The 26,565-nt window shown below is 39.4% G+C and carries 30 protein-coding genes; 3 read left to right on the forward strand and 27 right to left on the reverse strand.

Annotated elements, in window-relative coordinates; translation table 11 throughout:
• Window positions 1-536 precede the first annotated feature (536 nt).
• The 20 genes from J2X07_RS08135 to J2X07_RS08230 all read right to left on the reverse strand — a co-directional run bounded on the left by J2X07_RS08135 (window position 537) and on the right by J2X07_RS08230 (window position 14,955).
• Window positions 537-1,418, reverse strand: a complete 882-nt coding sequence (locus J2X07_RS08135; RefSeq protein ID WP_310257965.1) for a polyprenyl synthetase family protein — start codon at window positions 1,416-1,418, stop codon at window positions 537-539.
• Window positions 1,415-1,633: an exodeoxyribonuclease VII small subunit gene (locus J2X07_RS08140; protein ID WP_396136056.1), complete on the reverse strand. Its 219-nt coding sequence runs from the start codon at window positions 1,631-1,633 to the stop codon at window positions 1,415-1,417. The genes J2X07_RS08135 and J2X07_RS08140 overlap by 4 nt, the downstream gene beginning before the upstream one ends.
• Complete coding sequence (gene xseA, locus J2X07_RS08145; protein WP_310257967.1) at window positions 1,623-3,008, reverse strand: exodeoxyribonuclease VII large subunit; 1,386 nt, start codon at window positions 3,006-3,008, stop codon at window positions 1,623-1,625. The genes J2X07_RS08140 and xseA overlap by 11 nt, the downstream gene beginning before the upstream one ends.
• Window positions 3,008-3,871, reverse strand: a complete 864-nt coding sequence (folD, locus tag J2X07_RS08150; protein WP_310257968.1) for a bifunctional methylenetetrahydrofolate dehydrogenase/methenyltetrahydrofolate cyclohydrolase FolD — start codon at window positions 3,869-3,871, stop codon at window positions 3,008-3,010. The genes xseA and folD overlap by 1 nt, the downstream gene beginning before the upstream one ends.
• Window positions 3,872-3,891: 20 nt before the next feature.
• A complete protein-coding gene (gene nusB / locus J2X07_RS08155) occupies window positions 3,892-4,287 on the reverse strand; it encodes a transcription antitermination factor NusB (RefSeq protein ID WP_310257969.1) in 396 nt (131 codons plus the stop codon).
• A gap of 175 nt (window positions 4,288-4,462) precedes the next feature.
• Entirely contained in the window at window positions 4,463-4,867 is a 405-nt protein-coding gene (locus J2X07_RS08160; protein ID WP_310257970.1) for an Asp23/Gls24 family envelope stress response protein, read from the reverse strand.
• Window positions 4,868-4,886: 19 nt separating this feature from the next.
• The gene (accC, locus tag J2X07_RS08165; protein ID WP_310257971.1) at window positions 4,887-6,245 is read right to left on the reverse strand and encodes an acetyl-CoA carboxylase biotin carboxylase subunit; all 1,359 of its coding nucleotides are present in this window, start codon (window positions 6,243-6,245) and stop codon (window positions 4,887-4,889) included.
• 11 nt (window positions 6,246-6,256) lie between these two features.
• Window positions 6,257-6,757, reverse strand: coding sequence for an acetyl-CoA carboxylase biotin carboxyl carrier protein (accB, locus tag J2X07_RS08170; protein ID WP_310257972.1), 501 nt, complete (start codon window positions 6,755-6,757; stop codon window positions 6,257-6,259).
• A gap of 262 nt (window positions 6,758-7,019) precedes the next feature.
• Window positions 7,020-7,535, reverse strand: a complete 516-nt coding sequence (locus J2X07_RS08175) for a SpoIIIAH-like family protein (RefSeq protein ID WP_310257973.1) — start codon at window positions 7,533-7,535, stop codon at window positions 7,020-7,022.
• A 2-nt stretch (window positions 7,536-7,537) separates the two neighbouring features.
• Window positions 7,538-8,173: a stage III sporulation protein AG gene (gene spoIIIAG, locus J2X07_RS08180; RefSeq protein ID WP_310257974.1), complete on the reverse strand. Its 636-nt coding sequence runs from the start codon at window positions 8,171-8,173 to the stop codon at window positions 7,538-7,540.
• Window positions 8,170-8,790: a stage III sporulation protein AF gene (gene spoIIIAF / locus J2X07_RS08185; RefSeq protein WP_310257975.1), complete on the reverse strand. Its 621-nt coding sequence runs from the start codon at window positions 8,788-8,790 to the stop codon at window positions 8,170-8,172. Before spoIIIAF ends, spoIIIAG begins: the two co-directional genes overlap by 4 nt.
• 10 nt (window positions 8,791-8,800) lie before the next feature.
• Window positions 8,801-9,988 carry a stage III sporulation protein AE gene (spoIIIAE, locus tag J2X07_RS08190; RefSeq protein WP_310257976.1) on the reverse strand — a complete coding sequence of 396 codons (1,188 nt, stop codon included), beginning with the start codon at window positions 9,986-9,988 and terminating at the stop codon, window positions 8,801-8,803.
• A gap of 17 nt (window positions 9,989-10,005) precedes the next feature.
• Window positions 10,006-10,431, reverse strand: coding sequence for a stage III sporulation protein AD (gene spoIIIAD, locus J2X07_RS08195; protein WP_310257977.1), 426 nt, complete (start codon window positions 10,429-10,431; stop codon window positions 10,006-10,008).
• Entirely contained in the window at window positions 10,409-10,615 is a 207-nt protein-coding gene (spoIIIAC, locus tag J2X07_RS08200; RefSeq protein WP_310257978.1) for a stage III sporulation protein AC, read from the reverse strand. Before spoIIIAC ends, spoIIIAD begins: the two co-directional genes overlap by 23 nt.
• A gap of 15 nt (window positions 10,616-10,630) precedes the next feature.
• The gene (gene spoIIIAB, locus J2X07_RS08205) at window positions 10,631-11,146 is read right to left on the reverse strand and encodes a stage III sporulation protein SpoIIIAB (RefSeq protein ID WP_310257979.1); all 516 of its coding nucleotides are present in this window, start codon (window positions 11,144-11,146) and stop codon (window positions 10,631-10,633) included.
• Complete coding sequence (gene spoIIIAA / locus J2X07_RS08210) at window positions 11,143-12,072, reverse strand: stage III sporulation protein AA (protein ID WP_310257980.1); 930 nt, start codon at window positions 12,070-12,072, stop codon at window positions 11,143-11,145. Before spoIIIAA ends, spoIIIAB begins: the two co-directional genes overlap by 4 nt.
• Window positions 12,073-12,252: 180 nt before the next feature.
• Window positions 12,253-12,810, reverse strand: a complete 558-nt coding sequence (gene efp, locus J2X07_RS08215) for an elongation factor P (RefSeq protein WP_310257982.1) — start codon at window positions 12,808-12,810, stop codon at window positions 12,253-12,255.
• A 21-nt stretch (window positions 12,811-12,831) separates the two neighbouring features.
• The gene (locus J2X07_RS08220; RefSeq protein WP_310257983.1) at window positions 12,832-13,905 is read right to left on the reverse strand and encodes a M24 family metallopeptidase; all 1,074 of its coding nucleotides are present in this window, start codon (window positions 13,903-13,905) and stop codon (window positions 12,832-12,834) included.
• Window positions 13,906-13,922: 17 nt separating this feature from the next.
• On the reverse strand, window positions 13,923-14,360 hold the full coding sequence (gene aroQ / locus J2X07_RS08225) for a type II 3-dehydroquinate dehydratase (RefSeq protein WP_310257984.1): 438 nt from the start codon (window positions 14,358-14,360) through the stop codon (window positions 13,923-13,925).
• Between the two features lie 79 nt (window positions 14,361-14,439).
• A complete protein-coding gene (locus J2X07_RS08230; protein ID WP_310257986.1) occupies window positions 14,440-14,955 on the reverse strand; it encodes a YqhR family membrane protein in 516 nt (171 codons plus the stop codon).
• 192 nt (window positions 14,956-15,147) lie between these two features.
• Here J2X07_RS08230 and J2X07_RS08235 point away from each other — a divergent pair, with 192 nt between their 5' ends.
• Window positions 15,148-16,092: a DUF1385 domain-containing protein gene (locus J2X07_RS08235; RefSeq protein WP_310257987.1), complete on the forward strand. Its 945-nt coding sequence runs from the start codon at window positions 15,148-15,150 to the stop codon at window positions 16,090-16,092.
• An 18-nt stretch (window positions 16,093-16,110) separates the two neighbouring features.
• Entirely contained in the window at window positions 16,111-16,482 is a 372-nt protein-coding gene (locus tag J2X07_RS08240; protein WP_310257988.1) for an SA1362 family protein, read from the forward strand.
• 3 nt (window positions 16,483-16,485) lie between these two features.
• Here J2X07_RS08240 and J2X07_RS08245 read toward each other — a convergent pair whose 3' ends face one another.
• The 5 genes from J2X07_RS08245 to J2X07_RS08265 all read right to left on the reverse strand — a co-directional run bounded on the left by J2X07_RS08245 (window position 16,486) and on the right by J2X07_RS08265 (window position 22,930).
• Window positions 16,486-17,409: a patatin-like phospholipase family protein gene (locus J2X07_RS08245; protein WP_310257989.1), complete on the reverse strand. Its 924-nt coding sequence runs from the start codon at window positions 17,407-17,409 to the stop codon at window positions 16,486-16,488.
• Between the two features lie 82 nt (window positions 17,410-17,491).
• Window positions 17,492-17,908 (reverse strand): transcriptional regulator MntR, encoded by a 417-nt coding sequence (gene mntR, locus J2X07_RS08250; protein WP_310258201.1) that lies wholly within the window; start codon window positions 17,906-17,908, stop codon window positions 17,492-17,494.
• 111 nt (window positions 17,909-18,019) lie between these two features.
• Window positions 18,020-19,057 carry a spore photoproduct lyase gene (gene splB / locus J2X07_RS08255; protein WP_310257990.1) on the reverse strand — a complete coding sequence of 346 codons (1,038 nt, stop codon included), beginning with the start codon at window positions 19,055-19,057 and terminating at the stop codon, window positions 18,020-18,022.
• Between the two features lie 104 nt (window positions 19,058-19,161).
• Window positions 19,162-21,723 (reverse strand): vitamin B12-dependent ribonucleotide reductase, encoded by a 2,562-nt coding sequence (locus tag J2X07_RS08260; RefSeq protein ID WP_310257991.1) that lies wholly within the window; start codon window positions 21,721-21,723, stop codon window positions 19,162-19,164.
• Between the two features lie 370 nt (window positions 21,724-22,093).
• Complete coding sequence (locus J2X07_RS08265) at window positions 22,094-22,930, reverse strand: lipoate--protein ligase family protein (protein ID WP_310257992.1); 837 nt, start codon at window positions 22,928-22,930, stop codon at window positions 22,094-22,096.
• Between the two features lie 150 nt (window positions 22,931-23,080).
• Between J2X07_RS08265 and J2X07_RS08270 the strand changes: the two genes are divergently transcribed.
• Window positions 23,081-23,458 (forward strand): rhodanese-like domain-containing protein, encoded by a 378-nt coding sequence (locus J2X07_RS08270; protein WP_310257993.1) that lies wholly within the window; start codon window positions 23,081-23,083, stop codon window positions 23,456-23,458.
• A 290-nt stretch (window positions 23,459-23,748) separates the two neighbouring features.
• On the opposite strand, the gene gcvPB is transcribed toward J2X07_RS08270, so the two are convergent.
• The gene (gcvPB, locus tag J2X07_RS08275; protein WP_310257994.1) at window positions 23,749-25,206 is read right to left on the reverse strand and encodes an aminomethyl-transferring glycine dehydrogenase subunit GcvPB; all 1,458 of its coding nucleotides are present in this window, start codon (window positions 25,204-25,206) and stop codon (window positions 23,749-23,751) included.
• The gene (gene gcvPA, locus J2X07_RS08280) at window positions 25,182-26,546 is read right to left on the reverse strand and encodes an aminomethyl-transferring glycine dehydrogenase subunit GcvPA (protein WP_310257995.1); all 1,365 of its coding nucleotides are present in this window, start codon (window positions 26,544-26,546) and stop codon (window positions 25,182-25,184) included. Before gcvPA ends, gcvPB begins: the two co-directional genes overlap by 25 nt.
• Window positions 26,547-26,565: the final 19 nt, after the last annotated feature.

The raw sequence follows: 26,565 nt of genomic DNA on the forward strand, positions 1-26,565 counted from the left end.
CTAGATTACCACTTAGTCCGCACTATAATCCCTAATAGGTGTCAAAATAACAGAACAGTCTAGGAGTTTTCCTCAACAGCCTTTTGCACATTCCCTAGCCTCTTTTGCAGAGAAGATTTCATATGGTATAAAGCTCAAAATCAGCGGCCAACCGAAACTGGCTTTTCACACCATAATCCCCTCAAACTCCACTCAAGGCAGGCTACGCTGCTCGCCTTTTCTTTTCCTGAAATCAAGAAAAGCGGCCTTGCAGGTTCAAACCCCATTTCGCAGTAAGGTCTTTTGAACACGAACCGCAAATATGGGGGCCTCCGCGGAAGAAGGGTCATCGCCCACATGCCATTGTGGATCGCCCTTCAACCTTAACTCCCAGCGTTAACCCAAGGCTGGGCGCCTCAAGCCAACACAAGGAACTTCATCGATGTGCCCTTTGGCGGATTTTTAGGCCCGCCTTCAGGAATGGGGGGCTGACTAGAATACTGCACCACTCCAAAGCAAATAATATCATACCATAATTACAATTACTCAACAATCCATTAGTGGTTTCTTTTTATAATGTAGTCCGCAATAGATACTAATATGACTGTATCTGCGTTTATTTTCCCTAAATACCTTAAGGAGGCTTCTATGTGATTTTCCATTTCTTTCTTTGCACCTTCAAGCCCTAAAATCTTTGGATAAGTTGTCTTCCGATTTGCCTCATCACTGCCAATAGGCTTACCAAGTTGTTCTTGATTTCCGGTTACATCCAGAATGTCATCTTGAATTTGGAAGGCGATCCCTATATGTCTTGCATAATGCTTTAAATATGTAAGTTCATCACCTGTTGCACCAGAAGCAATCCCGCCTGCTAACACAGAACATTCCAGCATTTTACCCGTTTTCTTCTCATGTATACTCTCTAATTCAGCCAGGGAAAGTTCTTTATTTTCCCCTTCAATATCTTCAACTTGACCGCCAACCATGCCGGCAGCTCCTGCTGAAGCAGATAACAGGGAAATAATTTTAACCTTTTGATCTGCATTAAGATACTTGTTATCAGCAATAAGCGTAAAGCTTTCTGTTAATAACGCATCTCCAGCTAAAATTGCTTTAGCTTCGCCAAAAACTTTATGGCTCGTTAACTTGCCCCTTCTATAATCATCATCATCCATTGAGGGCAAATCATCATGAATAAGGGAATACGTATGAACGAATTCAACCGCACAAGCTGCATCGAGAACATGAATGGGGTTTTGTTGAAAAGCTTCCATAACTGCCAAGGTTAAAATAGGCCGCAGTCTTTTCCCTCCAGCACTTACGGAGTAAATCATTGCCTTTTTTAAATTTTCAGGAGTTTGAAGACCTTGTAAGTAATCCAACATCCTGTTTTCAACTATTTTCTTTTTATCATTAAGATATCGTTCAAATTCGCTCAACGATCTTCCTCCTGAATGATGAACGGCTCTTCTTCACCATCTTCGTGTAAAATCGTATCCATTTTTTTCTCAACATTCTTAAGTTTTGTATGACAAAGCTTTGAAAGCTTCATTCCTTGCTGATAAAGATCAATGCTTTCCTCCAAAGGAACATCGCCTTGCTCGAGTTTCTCAACAATCTCCTCCAGCTGTTCCATAGCTTCTTCAAACGTCATTTTTTTGCTCATTTTTTCTGCCATTTTTTAAGGATTCCTCCGTTCCGATTATGTGACAATCGATCTGTCCGTCTTTTAGCTTAATCGTTAACGCTTCCCCGGTTTTTACTTGTTTAATAGATTTCACAAGCACGGTCTTCCCTTTTTTATACGTTAAACTGTATCCTCTTTCCATTATAGCCAATGGATTAAGAGAAGAGAGCCGTGATATTTTATGAGAGAAATTTGTTTGATGCAGTTTTAAATGCCGGTTAGATTCTTTTATTAATCCCTTATGAAGAGATTCTACTCTTTCGCTTGCTTTTTTGAGCTGGCCAGTTGGTGAAAACAGCGCTAGATGTCTCTGTGCCTGTATAAGCTGTTTTTGCTGTTCACCTACAAAAATGGCCGCCGTTTTCTTTAACTTATCCATACTTCTATCCAGCTCTTGTTCTTTTTGTCTAATCAGCTGTGTCGGATATTTAAAGGCGTATGATTTTTGCAGGCGCATTAAGCTTTGCTGCAGACCGAAGTAATATTCCCCCATAACCCGTTTTAGCCTTACTTTCCGATGCTGCAGCCTGTCACCTAGTTCATCAAGGTGAGGCACCGCTAATTCAGCAGCCGCAGTTGGTGTTGGAGCCCGTAAATCTGCAACAAAATCTGCAATTGTATAGTCTGTCTCGTGGCCAACTGCTGAGATTACAGGTAAATTAGAATCAGCTATAGCACGCGCTACCATTTCTTCATTAAAGGCCCATAATTCTTCAATCGATCCACCGCCGCGCCCAACAATTAATACATCTGCATTATTAATTTCATTGGCTTGACCGATCGCCCTGACAATCGAGGGTGCAGCACCTGGACCTTGAACGAGTACAGGAAATAATGTAATGGAAGCTAACGGAAACCGCCTCTTAATGGTCGTGAATATATCTCTGACTGCCGCGCCTGTTGGTGAAGTGATAACACCAATACGAACAGGAAATTTTGGAAGCTGGCGTTTTCGTGAAACATCAAATAATCCTTCAAGCTCCAGTTTGTTCTTTAGAGCTTCATAAGCTAAAAATAAATTTCCGACACCATCTTGCTGCATCGTTTTTGCGTAAAGCTGGTATTGACCCTGTGGCTCGTAAACAGAAAAAGAGCCTTGAATCAGAACTTTCATGCCTTCTTCGGGCTTGAAGTTCAAATATTTGTTATTGCCTGCAAACATAACAGCACTTACTCTGCTTTGTTCATCTTTTAATGTGAAATATAAATGGCCTCTGCTATGCATTTTCACATTCGACAGCTCACCCTTCACCCAAACTTCTTGCAGATTGCCGTCATTTTCAAATAGCCTCTTTATATAACGAGTAACAGCAGAAATTGGAACATAGCGATTGTTTTGCATTAATGTACTTCCTTTATCTTCTTTCTCCATTTAGATGCAAGTACCGTATTATTCATCAGCATCGTGATTGTCATAGGTCCGACCCCGCCTGGAACTGGTGTTATATGTTTTGCTTTTGATTTGATTGCTTCAAAATCAACATCACCGCACAATTTACCGCTCTCAAGCCGATTTACACCGACATCAATAACGACAGCACCTGGACGCACCATATCTTCTGTAATGATATTCGGTCTTCCAACAGCTGCTATTAAAATATCACCTTGCAGAGTCTGTTCTTTTAAATTTTTTGTTTTTGAGTGGCAATAAGTAACCGTGGCATTTTCCTTAAGGAACAATTGACCAGCTGGTTTTCCTACTAAATTACTTCTGCCTACTACAACAACATGCTTACCCGAAATATCTTCGCCTGTTTTCTTTACCATCTCTAAAATACCAAGAGGTGTACAAGGTATAAATGCATGTTCATCGCCAGCGTGCATTCTTCCGATATTGATAGGGTGAAAACCGTCAACATCTTTCTCTGGGATGATCGCTTCTATAATTTTTGATTCATTAATATGGGAAGGCAGGGGAAGCTGAACAAGGATACCATCAATTTGTTCATCACTGTTATAGGATTGGATGCAGTTTAATAAATCACCTTCTGAAATGGTCTCTGGTAATTCTTTTAAAACCGAGTGCATGCCAAGTTCTTTACATGCTCTCTCCTTTGCAAGGACATATGAGCGGCTGGCAGGATGATCACCCACTAAAATTACCGCTAAGCCCGGAGTATTTCCTTTTTGCTTAAGCTCTTTAATTTCATCAGCAAGCTTTTCTCTTATCTCTTTTGCAATTTGCTTTCCATCTAAAACAGTCATTCTATTTCCCCCTCAAAAAATTATTTTTTGCGGATTTCGGCAACAATCTTTCCTAATACACCATTTACAAAACGGCCGGCTTCTTCACCGCCAAATATTTTTGCTGTTTCAATCGCTTCGTTTAACGTTACATTTTTCGGTGTATCGTCCATGAAAAGCCATTCGTATGCCGCAATTTGCAGAACAACACGCTCTACATTCGCTAGTCTGGAAAAGCTCCATTTTTCTAAATATGGAGTTAAAAAGCGTTCAATTTCTTCCTTGTTTTCTACTGTTCCTTTAACGATTTTCTCCAAAAATTCATCAGATGGTTCTCCATCCAGCACATGTTCCATTGCCTCGTCGGCGCTAATGTCACTTACTTCAATTTGAAAAAGCGATTGAAATGCTTTTTCTCTGGCAAGTCTACGTTTCATCTTTCGACTTCCTTTCTATTTGCGAACAATTTCTATCTAGCATAATACCATATTAAGAGCAGAGGTTACAATCCGAACAAAACAACTAAAACCCTTCAAAACATTCAGTTTTTTAGGAATTAAAAAAGAGCAGATTTCCACAATAGGAATTCTGCTCTTTCGCATTTTCTTTTAATCAGTAAATTTCAGGTGCTTCTTGTTGTTTTTCTTTGGACTCAAACTGAACCCCAACTACAAACACATTGATATCCGTTGCTTCAAGTGCCGTCATGTCTAAAAGAGCTTGGCGAATATGGTCTTGGATCTTTTGTGCCACATCAGGAATAGAAACGCCATATTTCATGGATACATATACGTCTATGGAAATACCCGTTTCTGTTAATTCAACTTTAACACCCTTGCCATGTGACTTCTTTCCTAAACGCTCTACCACGCCGCTTGCAAAACTGCCCCTCATCGCAGCAACACCATCAACATCCGAAGCTGCAATACTTGCAATGACTTCAATAACTTCTGGTGAAATTTCTACTTTTCCTAATTCAGAAGCATAACTTTCCATTTCAAAAGATAGTTCGTTCATTTCATGCACCTCCATACTATTATTTACTTTTCGATGTTAGATCATGGATTTCCAGAAACTTCGTATTGAAGTCTCCATTTACAAATGTTTCATGGTTTAACAAACGCAGGTGGAAAGGGATAGTCGTGTGTACGCCTTCGATAACAAATTCACTCAGCGCCCGCTTCATACGATCGATCGCTTCTTTCCTAGTATTTCCATAGGTAATAACTTTAGCAATCATTGAATCATAAAATGGAGGAATCGTATACCCAGGATAAACTGCTGAATCAATACGAACTCCTAATCCGCCTGGAGGAAGATACATTTCAATCTTTCCAGCTGAAGGCATGAAGTTTTTATCAGGGTTTTCAGCGTTTATTCTGCATTCTATGGACCAGCCATTAAATTCTATATCTTCTTGCTTATATTTTAGTTTCTCGCCAGAAGCTACTTTAATTTGTTCCTTAATCAAATCAATTCCAGTTACCATCTCGGTTACAGGGTGTTCAACTTGGATACGGGTATTCATTTCCATAAAATAAAAATCGCCCGTATTATGGTCAAAAATAAACTCTACCGTTCCAGCACCCGAATATTGTACAGCTAATGCGGCTTTAACAGCAGCATCCCCCATCTCATGGCGTTTTTCCGGATTAATTGCTGGGGATGGTGTTTCTTCCAGCAGCTTCTGCAATCGTCGTTGAATACTGCAATCTCTTTCTCCAAGGTGGATCACATTCCCATGATTATCGGCTAATACTTGAATTTCAACATGACGGAAGTCTTCAATATATTTTTCGATATATACACCTGGATTTCCAAATGCAGTTGCAGCTTCCTGCTGGGTGATAGCGATTCCTTTTAAGAGTTCAGCTTCGTTCTTAGCAACGCGGATCCCTTTTCCGCCGCCGCCGGCAGTCGCTTTAATGATTACAGGATATCCAATTTTCTCGCTTAGTTCAACGGCTTCTTCTTTCCCGCTGATGATCCCGTCTGAACCAGGAACAATCGGCACTCCAGCATCTGCCATTGTAGCTCTTGCAACATCTTTAATCCCCATTTTATTAATCGCTTCAGAACTAGGGCCTACAAAAGTGACATTGCACTCCCGGCATAGCTCTGCAAATTCGGCATTTTCAGCCAAAAATCCATAGCCTGGGTGTATAGCATCTGAACCAGTTAAAGTAGCTACACTCATAATATTTGTGAAATTTAAATAACTGTCTTTAGAAGCAGTCGGTCCGATACAATAAGCCTCATCCGCCAAACGGACATGCAAGGCATCTTTGTCAGCTTCTGAATAAACGGCTACTGTTTCAACACCCAGCTCTTTGCACGCTCGAATTATACGTACTGCAATCTCACCACGGTTTGCTACTAATAGCTTATTAATCATAAATATACCCCCTATTCTGCTTTCACAAGGAACAGAGGCTGTCCATATTCAACTAATTGTCCATTATCAACTAAAACCTTGACAATTTCACCATTCACTTCAGATTCAATCTCATTGAATAATTTCATAGCTTCAATGATACAAACGATGCTGTCTTTTGATATTTGATCACCAGGTTTTACAAAAACATCAGCGTCTGGTGATGGAGATGCGTAAAAAGTTCCAACCATCGGTGAAACAATTTTATGTAATGAAGCATCATCTTCTGCTTTTGGCGTTTCTTGTTTTGCTTCAGGTTCTGCTTTTGCAGGTGCAGCAGCCTGTACTTGTGGTGCAGGTGCAGCTTGTTGTACTACAGGTTGATCTTGTGATTCTTCTTGCTGATAAGAAGCAACCGTTAAATTGTTTTTCTTCAGAACAATTTTTGCGCCGTCATTTTCAAATTTAAATTCATTGATGCTTGATTTGTCGATTAGTTTAATTAATTCACGAATTTCTTGTATTTTTAGCATGAAATTTCGACTCCTTTAATATCCTATCCATATTTTAGTACCATCTCTTGTGACTAGGTATTAGCAAAAGTAATATATCATATTTTTCTGTTAATAGATAGTGAGATTCACGAATACATCAATCACGCTTCATAATCCGGGAGTTTTTTTGTAAGCGTTTCCTGAAAAAATTGAAGCTTTTCATCTATTTTGACCTATTATAAAGAAATACAAACGATAATAAAAGAAAAAAGCCGGATAAATATCCAGCTTTCTTCATCTCTTATTTAGCTGCTTGAAATTCAACAGCTACAGTTTTATTTGCCCCTAGATGTTCATTAGCTAAGTTCATGATTTGGACTACATCTTTTTTAGATAGTTTGTCGGCTTTGACAATTACTTTTACTGCATGATCATCAACAGAATTTACTAATGCGTCTTTAAATCCTTTTGCCTTAATCAATGTTTCTACTGTTTGTTCTTTCATAGATAGTGACTGCAGCTCAGACAGTTTTTCCCAAGCTTCAGCTGCCACCTCTGCTGATGCATCTTCTGACCCGGCTACTGCTACATAATCTGATTCCATTTCATCACGAAGTTCATCTCTTTCTAGACGAAGCGCCGTGAACATGTCATCACTGGCAACTCCTGAGACTGTTGCATCTTTTCCTGACTTCTTCCCTGCTTCCAAATACGCTAAATCGTCAGAACTTCCTGGAGAAGTAATGTAATAAACAGATAAAACAATAATTAAACTCAGCATCGTCAACAGCCAAACCGTTTGTTTCTTTAATAACATTTTTATTCCCCCTCAGAATTTTTTGGGCCGACAAATACTTCGTTGCTCCCAATATCAAAAACTTTTGTTACTAAATCAATAATCATTGCTTTTGTTTGAATTTTTTCAGCACCCTCTGCCAGTACAGCGACACCTTTGATCTTCGGCTTTTCAGTCGTAACGACAATGGGTTCTTCTTTTCCATCATTTGAAATGATGACAATCTTTTCATCTACCTTTTGATCCTCTATCGTTCGTTTTCCGCCGTTTTTATCATTTTCAGAGGTCGTTTGACGCTGTGTGCTGTCATCTGTTGCGTATTCTTTTTGCTCCGTTCTAGAAAGTTCAACCCAGACGGATACTTTGCCAACACCTTGCATTTGTTCAAGCAAATCCTTTAATTCATTTGAATAATGATCTTCATAGGATTTAATATTTTTTTTCGTTACGCCTTTTGCTTCCTTAAAAACTGCTTTTGATTTTGATTCCGTATTGAAGTTTTCAATAGAGCTAGTTTGTGCAGGGGAGTCTATCATTTTACTGATGAACATGAGTGCAATTCCCATAAGAAGCAGTATTAGTAAATATTTTTGTTTATTCCCTGCTTTGTCACTTAGCTGCAGCCATTTTTTTATCCCTTCCCAAAATGAATGTTTCATTGGGATGACTCCTCTCCCCCTTCCATTTTTACAACGATATGCTTCGTTTCCAGCTCCCACTCTTTACCCAAAAATTGGACAATCTCATCTGGGACTGTTTCTTGCTGTCTTTTTTTCGAATTTGAAATAGAAACATTCACTTCCGAAACTTCTGATATTCCTTCTTGTTTTTTATAATGTGCTAGTACCACTTCTGCACCGGAAATATCTTCAGGCTTTAACGGTTCACGATTACGCTCCGTTTGGATTTGAAGATCGACAATTTCTACTCCATATGTCTTTTTCAGCTCCTCCTGAACTTGTTCTTTCAATGGGACAGCCATTTGCTTTAATATATATGCACGTTGTGTATCTTGTATTTCACTTTTATTTATTTCGATCGAATTTTTTATTTCACTTTCTTTAGCAACAGCAGGAAGATCCATTCCTTTAAACACTTGATCGAAATTTGTATGGAGAATTTTAAATATTGGTGAGAGCATTGCCAAAAGAATCAGCAAGCCGATCACCATTTTGATATAGCTTTGAAACTGGTTTCCTGGCAATAATAGTTCGATTACTCCTGCCAAAAGTACAAGAACGATAATATTGGTTACCCACTCCGTCAAAAAGCTCACACTGCACCCCCTAACGAACCATCATTGTTACATTGCCAGCAGCTATGATAATGGTTATTGCAAGAAAAAACATGATGGATACGGTCATTAGAGCTGCAAAAATAAACATGACACTTTTACCGATTATTCCTAAGCATTCTACGATCGGACCTCCTCCTAGTGGCTGAAGAAGTGCCGCTGCGATGTTATAGATAAATGCTAAGATCAGTACCTTAATAGCAGGAAAGACAGCGAGCAGCAAGAGAATGACGACACCTATTATTCCAACAGAGTTTTTCAACAAGATTGACGCACTCATCACAGTATCTGTTGCATCAGTAAACATACGTCCTACCACTGGAATAAAATTACCGGTTATGAACTTTGCCGTTTTAATCGTAATTCCATCCGCAACGGCTGCTGTCGCTCCCTGTACGCTCATTACACCTAGAAACACGGTGAAAAATATGGCTAAAGTGCCAATCCCGATGTTTCTTAATAACTTTGCGAGCTGCGTCACTTTATGATGTTCAGACATTGTGGAAACAATACTTAATAAAGCGGATAAAAACAAAAGAGGAAGTACAAAATTTTTAATCAGCAATCCGCTCGTATTTACGAGAAAAAGAATTACCGGATGAAAGAAAGCGACCGATGCGATACTTCCCACAGTCGCCATTAAAGCGAGTAATAATGGTATGAGGGCAATCATAAAATTCAGCATATTATCAATCGCATCAACAGCATACGTAATTGCGACATGGAAACTATTAAGAGCCAGTATAATGAGGACCATATAAATGATTCCATAAGCTACTTTCGAGATTGCCGAACGATCAAATGCGTTTTGTATCGATTGAAGAAGCATGCTGAATACGGTTAGTAAAATTAAAGTACCTAAAAGCTTGCCATGAACAATCAGCTCATGAAACGAAAATTTCAGCAAGCCTGTCATGTACGCTTTTAGAGAAAAGTGTTTATCCCCTTTTACAAACTCCAAAAATGAACCCTTTTGACTTTCTGGCAAGAAACCGCCATATTCTCTCGTTATGCTGTCCCAATAATCCTTAACCTCATCAAGCTGCATCGAAGAAATTTGATGATCTACAATTTCTTTTGTAAAAGAACTATTTGATGCAGCAGCTGCTGGTTTCGCCTCTGAGAAGAATAAAAAGAAGATGAATAATACAAAGCTTGTCCGCATCAGAAGTTTTTTCATACTTACAACCCGCCTTCTTATTTGGGGATAAGTGTTAGAACTGTTTCAATAATGACGGTTAATATTGGAATAGCCATCACAAGTATAAGAATTTTTCCGCCTAATTCAATCTTGGAGGCAATGGCTCCTTGCCCGGCGTCCCTTGTAATCTGCGCACCAAATTCGGCGATATAAGCGATTCCGATAATTTTTAATAGCGTTTCTACATACATCATATTTACATTGGCATTTAACGCAATTCGCTCGAGCATCGATAAAACCTGTCCGATCTTATCGATTAGGAATAGAAAGATTCCTACTCCTACAACAAGTGTTATTAAGAAGGCAAAATTAGCTTTTTGTTCTTTAAGGACTAAAGCTAAAAAAGCAGCAACCAGTCCAAAGCCAACAATTTGGATGATTTCCAAGCGTTCTCCCTCCTTAGCTGTGGAACAAAAAGACATCCTTTACTTTTTGAAACAAGTCATCAAGCAATGAGATCACCATAAAAAGAGCTACAACAAACCCTAATAATGTCACCCAATGTGCATAATCCTCTTTCCCAATCATTTTTAATACGGTGTGAAGCATCGCGACAATAATACCTAACCCTGCAATCTGAAATACGGTATTTACATCTAAGCCCATACGTGCTTCCTCCTGTTACAGTAAAAGGATAATGATTAAAAGTCCCATCAAGACCCCAAGACTTTTGCACATTTTTTCATAACGCTCCTGTATGTCTCTTGCTTCCTTTTCTTCACGATTAAGGTGCGCAAGCGTCAATTGAATTTGTTTTTGCTGATGTTCCTTATCATGTCTGCCGAGTGTTGCTCCAAATTGCCGAAGCACTTCTATTTCTCCGCTTTTAAAGGATGTCTCTTTCGCTAAAACCGATAACTCTTTCTCCCAGGCCTCTTGAACAGAGAGAACACCTTGATTTAACAGATCAGAAATGGTTAGAAAAAAAGAAGAAAGTGGTTCTTTTAATGGTTTTCCAATATGCTGAAATGCCTCATTCAGCGGTGTTGAGCCATACATGATTTCAGCTTCAAGCGCCTGAAGGGTCACTTTTAATTCTCTCAATCTCTTTGGTCTTTCTCTTACTCTTTTGGCAAATTCAAAACCTGTAATCGTAGTAGCAGACAATATAGCTAGTGCACCAATCCAGCTGATCATGCTGCACCGCCTGACGACCGGTAAATTTCTTTAAAATCACCGTCATAGATCTTTTGTACCGTTCCCGGACCTTTTTCTCTGCCTAAAATAACGTATCTCTGAAACAATGAAAGACCAGATAATGGAGACATTACAGGTCTCTTCAAAGCATCTTCTATACTGGTTCCATGTGCGGTAAAAATCATCTGAACGCCAGCGTGCATCGCTTCCAAAATAGCTTCACCGTCTTCTTTTCGGCCAATTTCATCCACGATCAAGACTTGAGGGCTCATCGAACGGATAAGCATCATCATTCCTTCAGCTTTCGGACAGGCATCAAGAATATCTGCTCTCCTGCCAAGAGTATGCTGCGGAACACCTTTTATGCAGCCTGCTATTTCCGAGCGTTCATCAACAATTCCGACTTTAAACGAAGGGATATTCTTTTGCCGGACTCCACTGCTGACAAGCCTCGCAATGTCTCTTAACAATGTTGTTTTTCCGGTTTGCGGTGGTCCAATCAGCAGTGTATTCATCCAATTTTTTTGAAACAAATAAGGAAGTAGCGGTTCCGCGATTCCTATTTTTTGTCGGGCTATCCTGACATTAAACGAACTGATGTCTTTAATGGCTTTTACGAAGCCGTGCTCTGTGATGACTTTCCCCGCCAGACCGACACGGTGGCCTCCAGCAATTGTGATATATCCGCGTTTTAGCTCTTCTTCTAATGCATATAACGAATGCTGGCTTAAACGATTCAAAAGAATTTGAGCTTCTTCGGCGGTTATCAATCTTTCTGACGGATAGACTGGCTTTCCAGAGCACAATATTTCTAACGGCTGCCCGATCCTGATTCGTATCTCTTCTATCGACTGAAGAATTTGAACAGACTGAGTTCTCAGCTGTTGCTGTATTTCATCTGGAAAAAGTTTGAATATATTCTCCATAACCGGATCTCCTTTTAACGGCTCGTACTATAAAGGTATGGCTGATTCTTTCGTATTATGCCAATAATGAGCCGGTTAGAAGAGTTGTGAGAAGAAGAGAAGAAGAAGGGAAGGAAGAATACAAAAAAGCCTCACTCCATTGAAGGAATGAGGCTGATTCATTTAATGATTTAATTTCTGTTATGCACGAGACACGTAAGCTCCATTTCTTGTATCGATAATAAGCTTGTCTCCTTGGTTAACAAAGAAAGGAACTTGCACAATCAATCCTGTTTCAAGCGTAGCTGGCTTCGTACCGCCAGAAGCTGTGTCACCTTTAATACCAGGCTCTGTTTCAGCTACTACTAATTCAACCGTATTCGGAAGTTCAACACCGATTGTTTCACCTTGATAAGTCATGATATGAACCGTCATATTTTCAAGCAAATATTTCAGCTCATACTCAATTTGTGAAGCATTCAGTTCTGTTTGCTCATATGATTCGTTATCCATAAACGTGTGAGTATCACCAGATGCATAAAGATATTGCATTTTGCGATTTTCAATATGTGCTTTGGCTACTTTTTCTCCGCCGCGGAAAGTTTTTTCTTGAATTCCGCCTGTACGAAGGTTACGAAGCTTCGAGCGAACAAAAGCTGCTCCTTTACCTGGTTTCACATGCTGGAATTCTAGTACTTGCCAAATCCCGCCGTCTACTTCAATTGTTAATCCTGTTTTAAAATCATTTACTGAAATCATGTTTTAATCCTCCTGATTTGGTTAACTAATCGTTAAAAGAGTTTTGGTGGATTGAGTCAGTGATTCATTCCCGTCTTTCGTAATCAGCGCATCATCTTCAATACGCACTCCGCCCAATCCTGAAACATATATTCCTGGTTCAACTGTAACCATCATGCCCGGTTCAAGTATTGTGTCTGATTTAAATGACAATGCAGGACCTTCATGAACATCTAAGCCAATTCCATGTCCTGTCGAATGACCAAAATAATCGCCATACCCTTTTGAAGCAATATAATCACGCGTTAATGCATCAGCTTCTTTTCCACTCATTCCTGGTTTAATGCCTTTCATTCCCAGCATTTGTGCATCGTAAACAATTTGGTAAATTTCTTTCAGCTCGTCGGATACGCCGCCGATCGCTACAGTACGGGTAATATCCGAACAATAACCTTTGTAGTATGCTCCAAAGTCTAAAGTAACCAATTCACCTTTTTCTATTATTTTATCTGATGCTACTCCATGAGGCAGTGCAGAGCGATAACCTGATGCCACGATAATATCAAAAGAAGAGGATGCTGCTCCATTTTTTCGCATGAAGAACTCCAGTTCATTTGATACTTCACGTTCTGTCTTTCCTGGACGTATAAACTCAATAATATGTGAAAAAGCGGCATCAGCAATTGACGCTGCATCCTTTATTATCTTAATCTCTGAGTCATCCTTAATCAAGCGCAACTTTTCAACAAGTCCAGATACAGGAACAAGCTCTGTATCAGACGAAGTTAATTGATCCTCATATGTGCGAAATGCGGCAAAAGTAAGATGATCCTGCTCAAAACCCAGCTTTTTAATAGAAAGTTCTTTTGTAAGTTTTGCAATTTCATCTGGTATTGGTGCTGTATGTATTACGATTTTATAATCTTTTGCCTGCTCTCTGGATTGATCACTGTATCTAAAATCAGTTACCAGTATTGCATCATCTTTTGTGATCAGCAAAACGCCTGAACTTCCTGTAAATCCGCTTAAATATAGACGATTTGCAGAAGATGTGATTAACAAAGCATCCAGATCAAAATTCTTGAACAGTTCTCTCGCTTTTTCAATACGATTCATATGATTTCCCCCTGTCTCTACTTCGAACGAAATACCTGAAGTGCCAGCTTATAGCTCAAGAATCCAAATCCTGAAATCTGCCCGATTGTCTCAGGCGCGATCACTGATTCTTTACGAAAATCTTCTCTCGCATGGACATTGGATAAATGGACTTCGATAACTGGGACATCCACACTGGCAATTGCATCTCTGATTGCATAACTATAATGAGTAAAAGCCCCTGCGTTTAATATTATACCTTGATGGACATTTTCAGAATCATGTATCCAATCAATGATATCTCCTTCACTATTACTCTGTTTAAAAGTAACATTTAAAGAAAGCTCGGCTGCCTCTTTTTCAAGATCCTTTTGAAGATCTTCAAGCGTGCTGGAACCATAAATGGCTGGTTCACGTTTCCCTAACCGATTTAAATTAGGACCATTAATGACAAGGATTTGCTGTCTTTTCTCCATTTACTACACCTAACCTTTTTGGCAAAAAAAATAGAATGTTCTTACAACATTCTATCATAGCTTTTCATCCTTTGGATAGTTACGTACTCTGGGTGGACTGATTCTTCTCATCCGTTTTACCAAATCGCTCATTATATTCAAATGAGATAGAATATCCGACAAAAACACCATATAATATATAAATGCACAAAGTTGTTATTATCGTATTTTTACCAATTTCGTTCATCGGCTCTAGTCCCGGATAAATTGGATGCAGCAAATAAAATACCACTGCCCACAAACCAGCTCCAAAAAGAATACCTGACCACATGGAGTTTATTTTGGCAAAAGCAAAACGATATCCGATTGCAACTAATATAGAAAGCAACGCAACGATCAGGATACTGATCAGCTGACCAAGCCATTCAGCTTTCCACTTGCCAAGTGCCCATGGTGCCAGAATTAATGCTGGTCCCACCTTTGAAAAGTTTAAGTAATAGGCAATAAATCCAAACCCTGACCAAATTAAACCTCCAAAAAAACCAATTCCCGCTACACGGCTGAAAAATGAAGACTGGGATTCTTGTTTATTTTGCTCAAGCATATTTTCATTCATTTGAACACACCTCCGACTCTTTCTAGTATTGCCACAAATTTCACAACCCATTACGAAACAGCCCTTTCATTCATATTCCGTGTAAAACCTGTATAAAATGGGAAAAATACAAATCATTTAATCCTTCTGGAGGATTAACCAGCTTTCCTGTAGAATAGAAAGTACCTACAAAATAATAGCTGGGGGTTCAACATGACAAAAGAGAAAAAACCCGCATATGGCGGTCAAGCCGTCCTGGAAGGGGTTATGTTTGCCGGAAAACATACCTATGTAACGGCAATTCGAAGAAACGATGATTCAATAGAATACTTTGAGATAAAAAAAGAACCTGCTCCAATGCTTAGCAAATTAAAAAAGATACCTTTTTTAAGAGGCGTTATTGCCATCATTGAAGCAAGCATGAACGGAACACAGCACTTGAACTTTTCAGCTGAAAGATTTGGCGTAGTACCTGGTGAAGAACAAACAGCAGAAGAAGAAAAACCATCAGGTCTTTCTTTATACTTCAGTATGGCGATCATTGGTGTCCTATCTTTTTTATTCGGTAAGTTTGTTTTTACGCTTGTACCCGTAATATTAGCTGCGTCATTCAAGTTTATTGTTCCTGGTCATCTCGGACAGAACTTATTAGAAGGCTTGTTCAAGTTATTATTTTTACTAAGCTATATCTATTTTGTTTCACTAACACCCGCTATAAAAAGAGTATTTATGTATCATGGAGCCGAACATAAAGTAATTAATACATTTGAAGCAGGAGATGAACTTACTGTTGAAAATGTAAAGCGCCACTCGAGACTTCATTATCGGTGCGGCAGCAGTTTTATATTATTTACTGTCGTAGTAGGAATGTTCATTTATTATTTCTTTCCGCTTAATCCGCTCTGGCTGAGAATTTTGTCCCGGCTTGCGCTTATTCCGGTCGTTTTAGGGGTATCATTTGAAGTATTACAGCTAACAAATAAATTACGAGATATACCTGTATTAAGATACTTAGGGTATCCCGGTTTGTGGCTGCAATTAATAACGACAAAAGAACCTGATGACAAACAAATCGAAGTATCTATTCTTTCTTTTAATGAAATGCTAAAACGTGATGCATCCTATGAAAACGAGAAAAACGCAACTCAAATTGTATAATATGAGGAGGTGAGCCTGTTGCAACAAAATAGCAGAAGATTGCATCCTATCATTTGGTTTGTCATAGTACTTGCTGTTGTCGGAATCCTTTATCAATTGATTTCATCGCCAGGCCAACTAATATCAACCCTTCTGATTGGAGCAGCAGTGATCGCCGTTTTTTACTTTATATTTAATAGAACATCATCGTCGGGAATTAACGGTAAATACAAAAAAGCTGTGAAACAATCACAGAAGCGCTATGGTTCCAATAATAAATCACCTAAAGCGTCCCCTTTATCATCGAATAAAAAAACGAAAAATGCCTCACAGAAAAAGAGAGTCAAGGAGCATAATCTAACGGTAATCGAAGGAAAAAAAAATAAGAAAAAAAATCGGGCCTCCTTTTAAGGATCAGGCTCGATTTTTGTATGAAGGGTATGTTTTTTCATTGATCCATCCTTGCAAAAACTGTTCTGCCCGCTCATATCCAAACTGATAAAGTTCGTTTTTTGCTTCAGATGACAATTGAAAATCGATTACAGATACTTGTTTAACGGGCATAAAAATAATATCCCTCGCATCGTAAGCATCAATATACCGATTATCATGAGCCTGCATCATCGTTTCAAACAGCGCTCTAAACAGATCAAACGCATTTTTCACATAATGGGCAGGAATATGATCATTCAGGTAAGAACTTAACTGAAACCCTAGCACTGGCCGAACCGGAATCCGGTCCTTTCTTTGAAATAACCACATAGGAAAATTACTAAGGACACCTCCGTCAACGATGTAGCTTTTTTGTCCGACCCGATTGAAAAGCTTGATCGGATAAAAAAAATAAGGCAGACTGCAGCTCATTCTGACAGCCCTTGCAATCGGAAATCGTTCTGGCAAAAGTCCATACTCCTCTAAATCATCAGGCAGTACAATTAACCGTCCTCTGGAAATATCAGATGCGATAATTTTCAAGCTTCCCTCCGGTATATCTGCAAATGTCACGATCCCTCGATTTGCAAGCAAAGCAGCTACCCAGTTTTCTAAATAATCGCCCTTAAATAACCCTAATTTCCAGTACAGCTTCAACCAGTTCGTAAACGGAACAGGCAAAAAAGTATGACTCTTATCTAAAAATTTTCTAAAATCCAATCCGTCGATGATTTCTTTTAATTCAGATGCCCTGTAGCCAGCTTTTACGAGTGCAGCCATCAGCGCACCTGCACTTGTTCCTGCAACCCTCTCAAAACTGAGACCTTTATCTTCCGCAGCCTCCACTGCGCCGATTAATGATAAAGCTTTGATTCCACCGCCTGAAAAAACGCCGTCAATTCGCATTCAGCATCTCCTCCACTATTATCCTAATATGCAGAAGATGTCCTTTATGCCTTTTTGGCAAATAAAAAACAACCATAATAAATTATGATTGCTCTTGGTCTTCATTTTTCGCTTGTACTTCTCTCAAATCTTTAATGCGATTTTTATCTTCTTCAAAAAACTGAACAAGATCACCTATGCGGTCGATCGCGTTCCAACTTAAATGATGCTCGATTCCTTCAACATCTTGAAAGATATTTTCATCATCTACACCGATAACTTTCAGAAAGTCTTCTAACAATTCATGTCTGTATACTAAACGCTTTCCGAGTTTTTTCCCATTTGGAGTTAAAACAAAGCCTCTGTATTTTTCATAAACGACATACTTGCCTTTGTCGAGTTTTTGAATCATTTTCGTAACAGAAGAGGGATGTACCTCCAGGTTTTCAGCAAGATCAGATACTCTTGCGTAACCTTTCTCTTCGATCAGGGCATAGATGCGTTCAATATAGTCTTCCATACTTGGGGTTGGCGGCAAAATGTTCCCTCCCTATACTAGAACCTTAATGGCGTCTATTAAAAGTTTACTATAGAACTAAAAAGGTGACAAGGGAAGGTCCTTTACCTTCAATTAGGTGAAATATTCAATCTTTGCATTCGGAAACATCGTTTGAATGTAATTTTCAACGGTCTCTCGTAATTTTGTCGCTTGATCATCTTGATATACATACTTTCCGATTCCATATCTTCCCCACTTATATTTTCTTTCTTCTTCGTTCATCTCCAGCTTGCTTTTTGGATAATTTTTTTCAATAACCCGTTTAGCTGGTTTTGTAAAACGATGCTGAATGAGTTCAAACGTAAGATCGTTAGTCAAATGCTTGGGTATTTTTGCTTCTAAAATATCAAAAAGCTCTCTATACCCTTCCTCCCAGTCTTTATGAAGGTACAGAGGCGCAACGATAAAACCTAGCGGATAACCTGCCTCAGCCACTTTTATGGCGGCATTAATTCTTTCTTCTAAAGGGCTTGTGCCTAACTCAAAGTTTTTTATCACATAGTGAGAGTTCACGCTGAACCTGAACCTCGTTCTCCCTTGATGATTGGCATCGAGCAAATGGTCAACATGGTGGTACTTCGTTGTGAAACGAAGTCTCCCGAGTTCAGTAGCACCAAAAAACTCAATCGCTTTTTTTAATGAATGAGTAAGATGATCAATCCCTACAATGTCAGATGTACATGATGCTTCAAACCGTGTGATTTCAGGAGCTCTCTCTTGCATGTATTTTTCTGCCTGAGCAAAGATCTCATCTGTATTTACGTATGTTCTTAAATACGGCTTGCTTCCAAGTGTCGTCTGGAGATAACAATAATGGCAATGCCCCATACATCCCGTTGCTAACGGTATCGCATATTCCGCAGATGGTTTTGATGAATCAAATTTCAACGTCTTTCGTATCCCAACAACCAATGTAGACTTGGCTGTTCTATATTTTTGGAAATCATTCTCTCCCGGCAGATCTCGTATTTGATTATGTGATGTTGTTTCCCGAATCTCAACTTCCAGCTTGCTGAATTTCTCAAAAAGCTCTTTCCCTAAAGGGTATTCAAGTGCTCTTGGCTCAAAATAAATAAGCTGCGGCATAAATGGTTTATTAGCACCGGCCATACTATTTCCACCCCACAATTTTTCAAAAAAATGATGAAGTTAGTATGTGCGTTTTTAACCAAAAGAAAAGGAAGGAACCTTTTCCAGTTCCTTCCTAAATATTTTTACAGACCACATTTAAGCTGTGCATTACAGTTTGTACACGTGTTACAGCCGCCGATTTCTTTTACTTTCCCTTTTCGGCAGACGGGGCAAGTGTTGCCTACTTCATTACCGATCGTAACATCAGTCGCACGTAAATCTGTGATCGTATCTAAAATAACAACTTTGCTTTTTTCTTCTTCCATACCTAGATCAATCTCAGTTTGTTCGAATGCCTCTTCAGCTTTAAGTGTTAGAACTTGTGCGTCGCGAGAACCGTCAACATAAACTGTTCCGCCTTTTGCACCGCCTTTATATAGGCGTTCGTACACTTTTTGAACTTGATCAACGGTATATCCTTTAGGAGCGTTTACCGTCTTTGAAATCGAGCTGTCTACCCAGCGCTGGATCACACATTGTGTATCAGCGTGTGCTTCAGGCTTCAATTCCATCGCGGCAACAAACCATTCAGGAAGATTGTTTTCATTCGCTTCAGGATTACGATCGAGATATTCATTTACAATATCCGCTTTTACTTCAATAAATTTACCTAATCTTCCGCTTCTGAAGTAAGAGAACGAGAAGTAAGGTTCTAATCCTGTGGAAACGCCAACCATGGTTCCTGTTGATCCTGTAGGAGCCACAGTTAAAAGATGTGAGTTGCGAATTCCGTATTTTACAATCCCTTCGCGTACATCTTGAGGCAGTTTTTTCATGTAGCCCGTTTCGATAAATCGGTTTCGAAGTGCTGCAGTCTCTTCTTCGGATGTACTTTCTAAGAATGGGAAGCTTCCCTTTTCTTTCGCAAGTTCAATCGATGTTCGATAAGCTGTTACAGCAATCGTTTCAAAAATTTGATCAACGAGTGCGTTTCCTTCTTCTGATCCATATACAGTCTCACAATAAATCAACAAATCATGAAGTCCCATTACCCCTAGACCGACACGACGCTCACCTAGAGCTTGTATTCGGTTAGGCTCAAGGAAATATGGTGTTGCATCGATTACGTTATCCTGCATACGAACACCGACTTCAACCGTTTGTTTCAACTTATCAAAATCAACCGTTTTGCTTTCTTTATCTGCCATGTTACCAAGGTTAACTGCAGCTAAATTACAGACAGAGTATGGTGCGAGTGGCTGCTCCCCACATGGGTTAGTAGCTACAACCTTCTGTCCATATGCTGTAGCGTTCGTCATGTCATTCGCATTATCGATAAAGAAAATGCCTGGTTCTGCTGAGTAGGTTGCACAAATATTGATCAAGTTCCATAGTTCGTTTGCTTTGATGCGTTTATAAACACGAATACCATAGCCTTTTTCTTCCCATTCACGAACATCGCCAACTTCATGCCACTCGTTGTTGTAAGCTTCCATTTCTTCAGGTGTGTAAGACTCTACACTCGGGAAACGAAGCAAGTAGTCATCATCGTTCTCGACCGCTTCCATAAATTCTTTTGTGATCGTAACAGAGATATTTGCCCCTGTCAGGAATTCAGAATTATGAACGCTGTAAGTCCCGCCATCACGAAGCATTGTTTCAGCATCTCTTAATACGTCTGAATCGAAACCGCCTGTTCCCGGAATATCTTTATAACGCAGAATTCCTTCATACATTGCTTTTTGAGCCGGTGTTAAAGGCGTGAATTTAAGTTTATCTTGAGCAACTTGCTTAATTTTTTCATCGTTTGTGTTTTCAATTAAATAACGAAGAATTCTAGGGTTCTGCATTTTAGAAATAATGAAATCAATGATGTCAGGGTGCCAATCCGCTAGCATGATCATCTGGGCGCCTCTGCGCGAACCGCCCTGCTCAACTAGATGTGTCAGTTTCGCAATATCATCGAGCCATGAAACCGATCCAGATGACTTTCCGTTAACGCCTCGTGCTAGAGCATTCTTTGGTCTTAGTGTTGATCCGTTTGTTCCAACACCGCCGCCTCGGCTCATGATCTCCATGACTTGTTTTCGGTGATCAGAGATTCCTTCACGCGAATCTTTAACGTATGGCATTACATAACAATTAAAATAAGTAACGTCTGTTTCTGCGCCTGCTCCATACAAGACTCTTCCTGCAGGAACAAAGTTCATTTCTGAAAGCTCTCTATAAAACTTCTCAAATGATTCTTGACGCTTCTCTTCAGTTGTTTCCACTGATGCAAGCCCTGTTGCATTTCGGAGAGCAATCTGCTCGTAATAAACTTCCAACGGCTTGTCCATCACATCAAGAGAACGTGTAATCAGACCGCTTTCTGTTTCTTCCGGCTTATCAAGCGCGGCTTTAAATTCATCCTCTACTAAAACGACTGCACTTTTGTCGTCCCAATTAATAGATTGAATGAATCCAAGACCTCTTGCTGGAAATTTTGGATCCTCCTTAACGGTTAAAACGACAAAGTCACCTGGCTTTAGTGTTTTCTTTTCCGTGTCTTTGAAGCTGTATCGATCAAGCATCACCAGTCTGGAAACACCTTTATGGGTTGTTTTCATATCTGATGTTACGGGATGAACTTGTGGAAAATGGGCTATATCTGCATTTAAAGCATCAAAATCGATACCTTTTTTTTCGGTTGCAACTGTGTCCATTTTACTCCTCCTTTTCCAATATGGTACATACGCTGATCATCTATATGTTGTATGTATATCCTCTACCCTTATACTATATATACGTAAACTGCCTGTCAAAGAAAAAATCTTGTCAAACTTGAAATCAGGAGTAAACACTCGAAAATTAGTGAAAATAAATCAATTTTTATGATTTTATGAAAGATTTGGCTATAAACTAGATTTGTATTATTTGGAATTATTCGTAACCCGCACCAAACCAAACTTTTGCAAATCTCCTTCTTTCACTCGAAAAAAAATTAATTTCTTGACTCGTTTTTATCAGCAGAGGTTTCGAAAATAAAAAAATCGAAGCCTTTGTTTAAAGGTTTCGATTTTCTATTTTTACCGTCTATCGTCTATATGTCCATTCATCGTTTCGATAGCGATTTTTTGCGATTTCTTCTACCTCAGCCCATTGTTGATCTGTAAGCGCCATAGGTATTAAATTAACATTAAGTCCTTCTTCAAATCCTTTTTGAAAAGCTGCTTTGGCTTCATCTATTGTTATAGGCTTCTCTACTAAATCATTAATGGCAACTGCTTTTTTCTTAAAAGCTGCTTGCATTCGTTCCCGTACTCGTTCACTCGAATACTTAAATAGATCGAACAATTTATCCTCTTCTATCTCTAATAAAATGGAACCGTGCTGTAAGATAACACCTTTTTGTCTTGTTTGAGCACTTCCAGCCACTTTCCGGCCTTCAACTACTAGTTCGTACCAAGAGGGTGCGTCAAAACAAACAGCAGAACGAGGATTTTTAAGGCCTTCACGTTCTTCTTCTGTTTTCGGCACTGCAAAATACGCATCTAATCCGAGATTTTGGAAACCTACCTTAATCCCTTCAGAAATGACCCTGTATGCTTCTGTAACGGATTGGGGCATCGCTTCATGTTCTTCAGAAACAATGACACTATACGTCAGCTCTTTATCATGAAGTACTCCTCTTCCGCCAGTTGGCCGTCTAACAAAACCTAAATCATATTTTTTTACAGCATCCAGATTTATTTCCTTTTCTACTTTTTGAAAATAGCCAATCGATAAAGTTGCCGGATTCCATCCATAAAAGCGGATAACTGGAGGGATTTTCCCTTCACTATGCCACGTTAATAGTGCTTCGTCTAACGCCATGTTAATCGCTGGTTCACAATTTCCTGAATCAATAAAATACCAATTTTCTTTTTGCATGTATTTTCGTCTCCCTGCACTTCATTCGTAACTAGTTTACCAAATACACTCGTTGTGTCAAAAACAATCGCTCAATATCTATTTTTCTTTTGCCTATATGGCTTGTCATCGCTATAATTGGAGTAGATTGTTTAAAGGAGTGCAAGTGTAATGGAATGGATTATTTTATTGGTTATCGCAGTAGCTGTAATCGGCTACATGGTAGGTATGGCATTTTACCAAAAGAAATATTTAAAAACATTAACTGAAGAAGAGTTCAAGGCTGGTTACCGCAAAGCACAATTAATCGATGTTCGTGAACCTGATGAGTTTAAAAAAGGACATATTCTCGGAGCACGAAACATCCCTCTATCTCAAATGAGACAAAGGTTAAAAGAAGTGAGAAACGATCAGCCTGTTTATTTATATTGTGAGAGCGGTTTTAGAAGCGCACGTGCAGCACAATTCTTAAAAAAGAAAAAATACGGCCAGCTTCACCACCTGCAAGGCGGGTTTAAAAAATGGACAGGCCGTGTGAAAAATTCATAAACATTATGGAAAGCTAACTCTAAGGCTAAAAATTTGCCATAAAGAGTTAGCTTTTTTTAATTAATTCTTCCTAAAAAAAGCACATTACAGCAATAAAATTCTTCACCAATTAAAATTGGTTTCCTCTTCAAACAAAAAAACTCTTCTTTCATACAAAAATGAACTCTCTTCAGACAAAAATGACCTCTCTCCAAACAAAAATGCACTCTCTTCAGACAAAAAGATTCTACCATCAAACAAAAGAGGCTATTCAAAAGTAACATTACTTTTGAAACAGCCTCTTCTCATTTTTACTTGCTGTATTTTAAGATTGGCTTTCTTGCAGCTGTTGCTTCATCCAATCTTTTTACTACTGTTGTGTGCGGAGCTTCTTGAACGATTTCAGGATTTTCTTCCGCTTCTTTTGTGATTTGAATCATCTTATCGATAAATTCATCCAATGTTTCTTTTGACTCTGTTTCCGTAGGCTCGATCATGATTGCTTCCTCAACACTTAACGGGAAGTAAATTGTAGGAGGATGGTAGCCAAAGTCTAAGAGACGTTTAGCCATATCCAAAGTCCTTACGCCCAATTTCTTCTGACGGCGTCCAGACAATACAAATTCATGCTTACAATGCTGTGTAAATGGAAGATCAAAATAAGGCTCGAGTCTGCGCATTAAATAGTTCGCATTTAATACAGCATTCTCAGATACTTGGTGCAAGCCATCTGGACCCATCGTCATAATGTACGTAAACGCACGGACATTGATACCAAAGTTTCCGTAGTACGGCTTTACACGGCCGATTGATTGCGGTCTGTTGTACTCAAACTTGTAAACATCATTTTCTTTAACAAGAACCGGTTTTGGCAAGAACGGAATCAAATCAGATTTCACACCGACAGGTCCTGATCCTGGTCCGCCACCGCCATGTGGACCCGTGAATGTTTTATGCAAGTTAAGGTGAACGACATCAAAGCCCATGTCTCCTGGTCGTGCAAAACCTAAAATAGCATTTGCATTTGCTCCATCATAGTATAGCTTTCCACCTGCTTCATGGATGATCTTTGCCATCTCAAGGATATGCTCTTCAAAAAGACCAAGTGTGTTTGGATTCGTTAACATTAGTGCTGCAACGTCCTGATCTACAACACGCTTCAAATCTTCTAGATCAACTAGTCCTCGTTCATCTGACTTAACCGTAATCGAATCAAATCCTGCAACTGTAGCAGATGCTGGGTTTGTACCGTGAGCAGAGTCAGGTACGATTACTTTTGTACGGTTAAAATCTCCATTTGCTTCATGGTAGGCACGGATCATCATCAATCCTGTCCACTCACCATGCGCTCCTGCAGCTGGCTGCAATGTTACTTCATCCATTCCTGTAATCTCTGCAAGAGATGTTTGAAGACGATACATCATTTCCAACGCACCTTGAACGGTTTCTTCATCTTGAAGCGGATGAATATTCGCAAATCCAGGGAAACGGGCCACATCTTCATTGATTTTCGGATTGTATTTCATCGTACATGAACCGAGCGGATAGAACCCTGAGTCAACACCATGATTACGGTTTGATAATGCTGTGTAGTGGCGGACAATCTGCAGTTCCGAAACTTCTGGAAGTTCCGCTTCTTCCGCACGCAAATAGTCTGAAGGAATAATAGATTCTACATCTACTTCAGGAACGTCCAGTTCAGGAATGCTGTAACCTACACGGCCCGGCTTCGATAATTCAAAAATTAATGACTGATGTTCTGTACGCATGATAATCCCTCCAAAACATTTGCAAGTTGGTCAATTTCTTCTTTTGATCGCATTTCCGTTACTGCCAGCAGCATATGATTTTTCAGCTCTGGATAAGAAAGACCTAGATCATATCCGCCGATCATTCCTGATTCTAGCAATTTCTTGTTCACTTCTTTTGCTGAACATTTTAGTTCAATAACAAATTCGTTGAAAAATGGGCCATCAAATGCAACTGCCAACCCTTTTTCTTCCACTACTTTCTTCGCATAATGCGCTTTTTGAATATTTTGATAAGCTACTTCCTTCACACCTTTTTTCCCTAGTGCAGTCATAGCTATCGAGGCAGCGAGTGCGTTTAGTGCCTGATTCGAACAGATGTTGCTCGTCGCTTTATCACGTCTGATATGCTGTTCGCGCGCTTGAAGAGTTAATACGAAACCGCGTTTCCCATCTTCATCAACCGTTTGGCCTACTAAACGGCCTGGAACTTTACGCATAAGTTTTGAAGTGACTGCAAAATAGCCACAATGAGGTCCGCCAAAGCCTTGAGCAATTCCAAACGGCTGAGCATCCCCAATAACAATATCCGCCCCAAACTTACCAGGAGGCGTTATTGCTCCTAAAGCAAGTGGATTTGACGAGACAACGAACATTCCTTTTTGGCTGTGGATAATTTCTTCAATCTCTTTTAACGGTTCAATTTGGCCAAAGAAGTTAGGGTACTGAACAATGACACATGCAGTTTCTTCATTTACAGCTGAGCGTAATCCGCTTAATGAAGTGAGTCCATTCTCTGTTTCAACCTCGACTACTTCTAAACGCTGGCCTTTTGCGTATGTTTTCAATACGTCACGAGACTCAGGATGAACAGATTTGGAAACAACAATTTTTTTCCTGCGTGTTTGCGCTGCTGATAATAACCCTGCTTCGGCAAGAGCTGTTCCGCCGTCGTACATAGAAGAGTTTGCAACGTCCATCCCTGTAAGTTCACAAATCATCGTTTGGAACTCAAAAATAGCCTGCAGCTCACCTTGAGAAATTTCTGGCTGGTAAGGTGTATAAGCTGTATAAAATTCAGAACGTAAAAGCATATGGTTCACGATAGAAGGTGTGTAGTGGTCGTATACACCAGCACCTAAAAATGAAGCATACTCTTTCGTGTTCTTGTTTTTTGCTGCAAGGCGAGTCATTTCTTTTACAAGTGCAGGTTCTGATAGTGCTTCTTCAATATCTAATCTTCCTCTAAAACGTACTTGCTCGGGAATGTCTTGAAAAAGTTCTTCTGTCGTTTCGATACCAATCGTTTCTAGCATTTCTTTTTTGTCTTGGTCTGTCATAGGTAAATAGCGGAACGTCATTGGTTTCTCCCCCTTAACT

Source organism: Fictibacillus barbaricus (genome assembly GCF_031457135.1).
GTDB lineage: Bacteria > Bacillota > Bacilli > Bacillales > Fictibacillaceae > Fictibacillus > Fictibacillus barbaricus_A.

Excerpts from the sequence above, each read along its gene's own strand:
- J2X07_RS08235 (WP_310257987.1), top strand. The coding sequence starts at position 15,148 with ATGACAAAAGAGAAAAAACCCGCATATGGCGGTCAAGCCGTCCTGGAA.
- spoIIIAB (WP_310257979.1), bottom strand. The coding sequence starts at position 11,146 with ATGATCAGCTGGATTGGTGCACTAGCTATATTGTCTGCTACTACGATT.
- folD (WP_310257968.1), bottom strand. The coding sequence starts at position 3,871 with ATGACTGTTTTAGATGGAAAGCAAATTGCAAAAGAGATAAGAGAAAAG.
- efp (WP_310257982.1), bottom strand. The coding sequence starts at position 12,810 with ATGATTTCAGTAAATGATTTTAAAACAGGATTAACAATTGAAGTAGAC.
- accC (WP_310257971.1), bottom strand. The coding sequence starts at position 6,245 with ATGATTAATAAGCTATTAGTAGCAAACCGTGGTGAGATTGCAGTACGT.
- J2X07_RS08160 (WP_310257970.1), bottom strand. The coding sequence starts at position 4,867 with ATGAACGAACTATCTTTTGAAATGGAAAGTTATGCTTCTGAATTAGGA.
- J2X07_RS08175 (WP_310257973.1), bottom strand. The coding sequence starts at position 7,535 with ATGTTATTAAAGAAACAAACGGTTTGGCTGTTGACGATGCTGAGTTTA.
- spoIIIAA (WP_310257980.1), bottom strand. The coding sequence starts at position 12,072 with ATGGAGAATATATTCAAACTTTTTCCAGATGAAATACAGCAACAGCTG.
- spoIIIAE (WP_310257976.1), bottom strand. The coding sequence starts at position 9,988 with ATGAAAAAACTTCTGATGCGGACAAGCTTTGTATTATTCATCTTCTTT.
- spoIIIAD (WP_310257977.1), bottom strand. The coding sequence starts at position 10,431 with ATGTCTTTTTGTTCCACAGCTAAGGAGGGAGAACGCTTGGAAATCATC.
- splB (WP_310257990.1), bottom strand. The coding sequence starts at position 19,057 with ATGGCCGGTGCTAATAAACCATTTATGCCGCAGCTTATTTATTTTGAG.
- J2X07_RS08140 (WP_396136056.1), bottom strand. The coding sequence starts at position 1,633 with ATGACGTTTGAAGAAGCTATGGAACAGCTGGAGGAGATTGTTGAGAAA.
- J2X07_RS08260 (WP_310257991.1), bottom strand. The coding sequence starts at position 21,723 with ATGGACACAGTTGCAACCGAAAAAAAAGGTATCGATTTTGATGCTTTA.
- accB (WP_310257972.1), bottom strand. The coding sequence starts at position 6,757 with ATGCTAAAAATACAAGAAATTCGTGAATTAATTAAACTAATCGACAAA.
- J2X07_RS08270 (WP_310257993.1), top strand. The coding sequence starts at position 23,081 with ATGGAATGGATTATTTTATTGGTTATCGCAGTAGCTGTAATCGGCTAC.
- mntR (WP_310258201.1), bottom strand. The coding sequence starts at position 17,908 with ATGGAAGACTATATTGAACGCATCTATGCCCTGATCGAAGAGAAAGGT.
- J2X07_RS08265 (WP_310257992.1), bottom strand. The coding sequence starts at position 22,930 with ATGCAAAAAGAAAATTGGTATTTTATTGATTCAGGAAATTGTGAACCA.
- nusB (WP_310257969.1), bottom strand. The coding sequence starts at position 4,287 with ATGAAACGTAGACTTGCCAGAGAAAAAGCATTTCAATCGCTTTTTCAA.
- aroQ (WP_310257984.1), bottom strand. The coding sequence starts at position 14,360 with ATGGAGAAAAGACAGCAAATCCTTGTCATTAATGGTCCTAATTTAAAT.
- J2X07_RS08245 (WP_310257989.1), bottom strand. The coding sequence starts at position 17,409 with ATGCGAATTGACGGCGTTTTTTCAGGCGGTGGAATCAAAGCTTTATCA.
- spoIIIAG (WP_310257974.1), bottom strand. The coding sequence starts at position 8,173 with ATGAAACATTCATTTTGGGAAGGGATAAAAAAATGGCTGCAGCTAAGT.
- xseA (WP_310257967.1), bottom strand. The coding sequence starts at position 3,008 with ATGCAAAACAATCGCTATGTTCCAATTTCTGCTGTTACTCGTTATATA.
- gcvPA (WP_310257995.1), bottom strand. The coding sequence starts at position 26,546 with ATGACGTTCCGCTATTTACCTATGACAGACCAAGACAAAAAAGAAATG.
- gcvPB (WP_310257994.1), bottom strand. The coding sequence starts at position 25,206 with ATGCGTACAGAACATCAGTCATTAATTTTTGAATTATCGAAGCCGGGC.
- spoIIIAC (WP_310257978.1), bottom strand. The coding sequence starts at position 10,615 with ATGGGCTTAGATGTAAATACCGTATTTCAGATTGCAGGGTTAGGTATT.
- J2X07_RS08220 (WP_310257983.1), bottom strand. The coding sequence starts at position 13,905 with ATGAATCGTATTGAAAAAGCGAGAGAACTGTTCAAGAATTTTGATCTG.
- J2X07_RS08230 (WP_310257986.1), bottom strand. The coding sequence starts at position 14,955 with ATGAATGAAAATATGCTTGAGCAAAATAAACAAGAATCCCAGTCTTCA.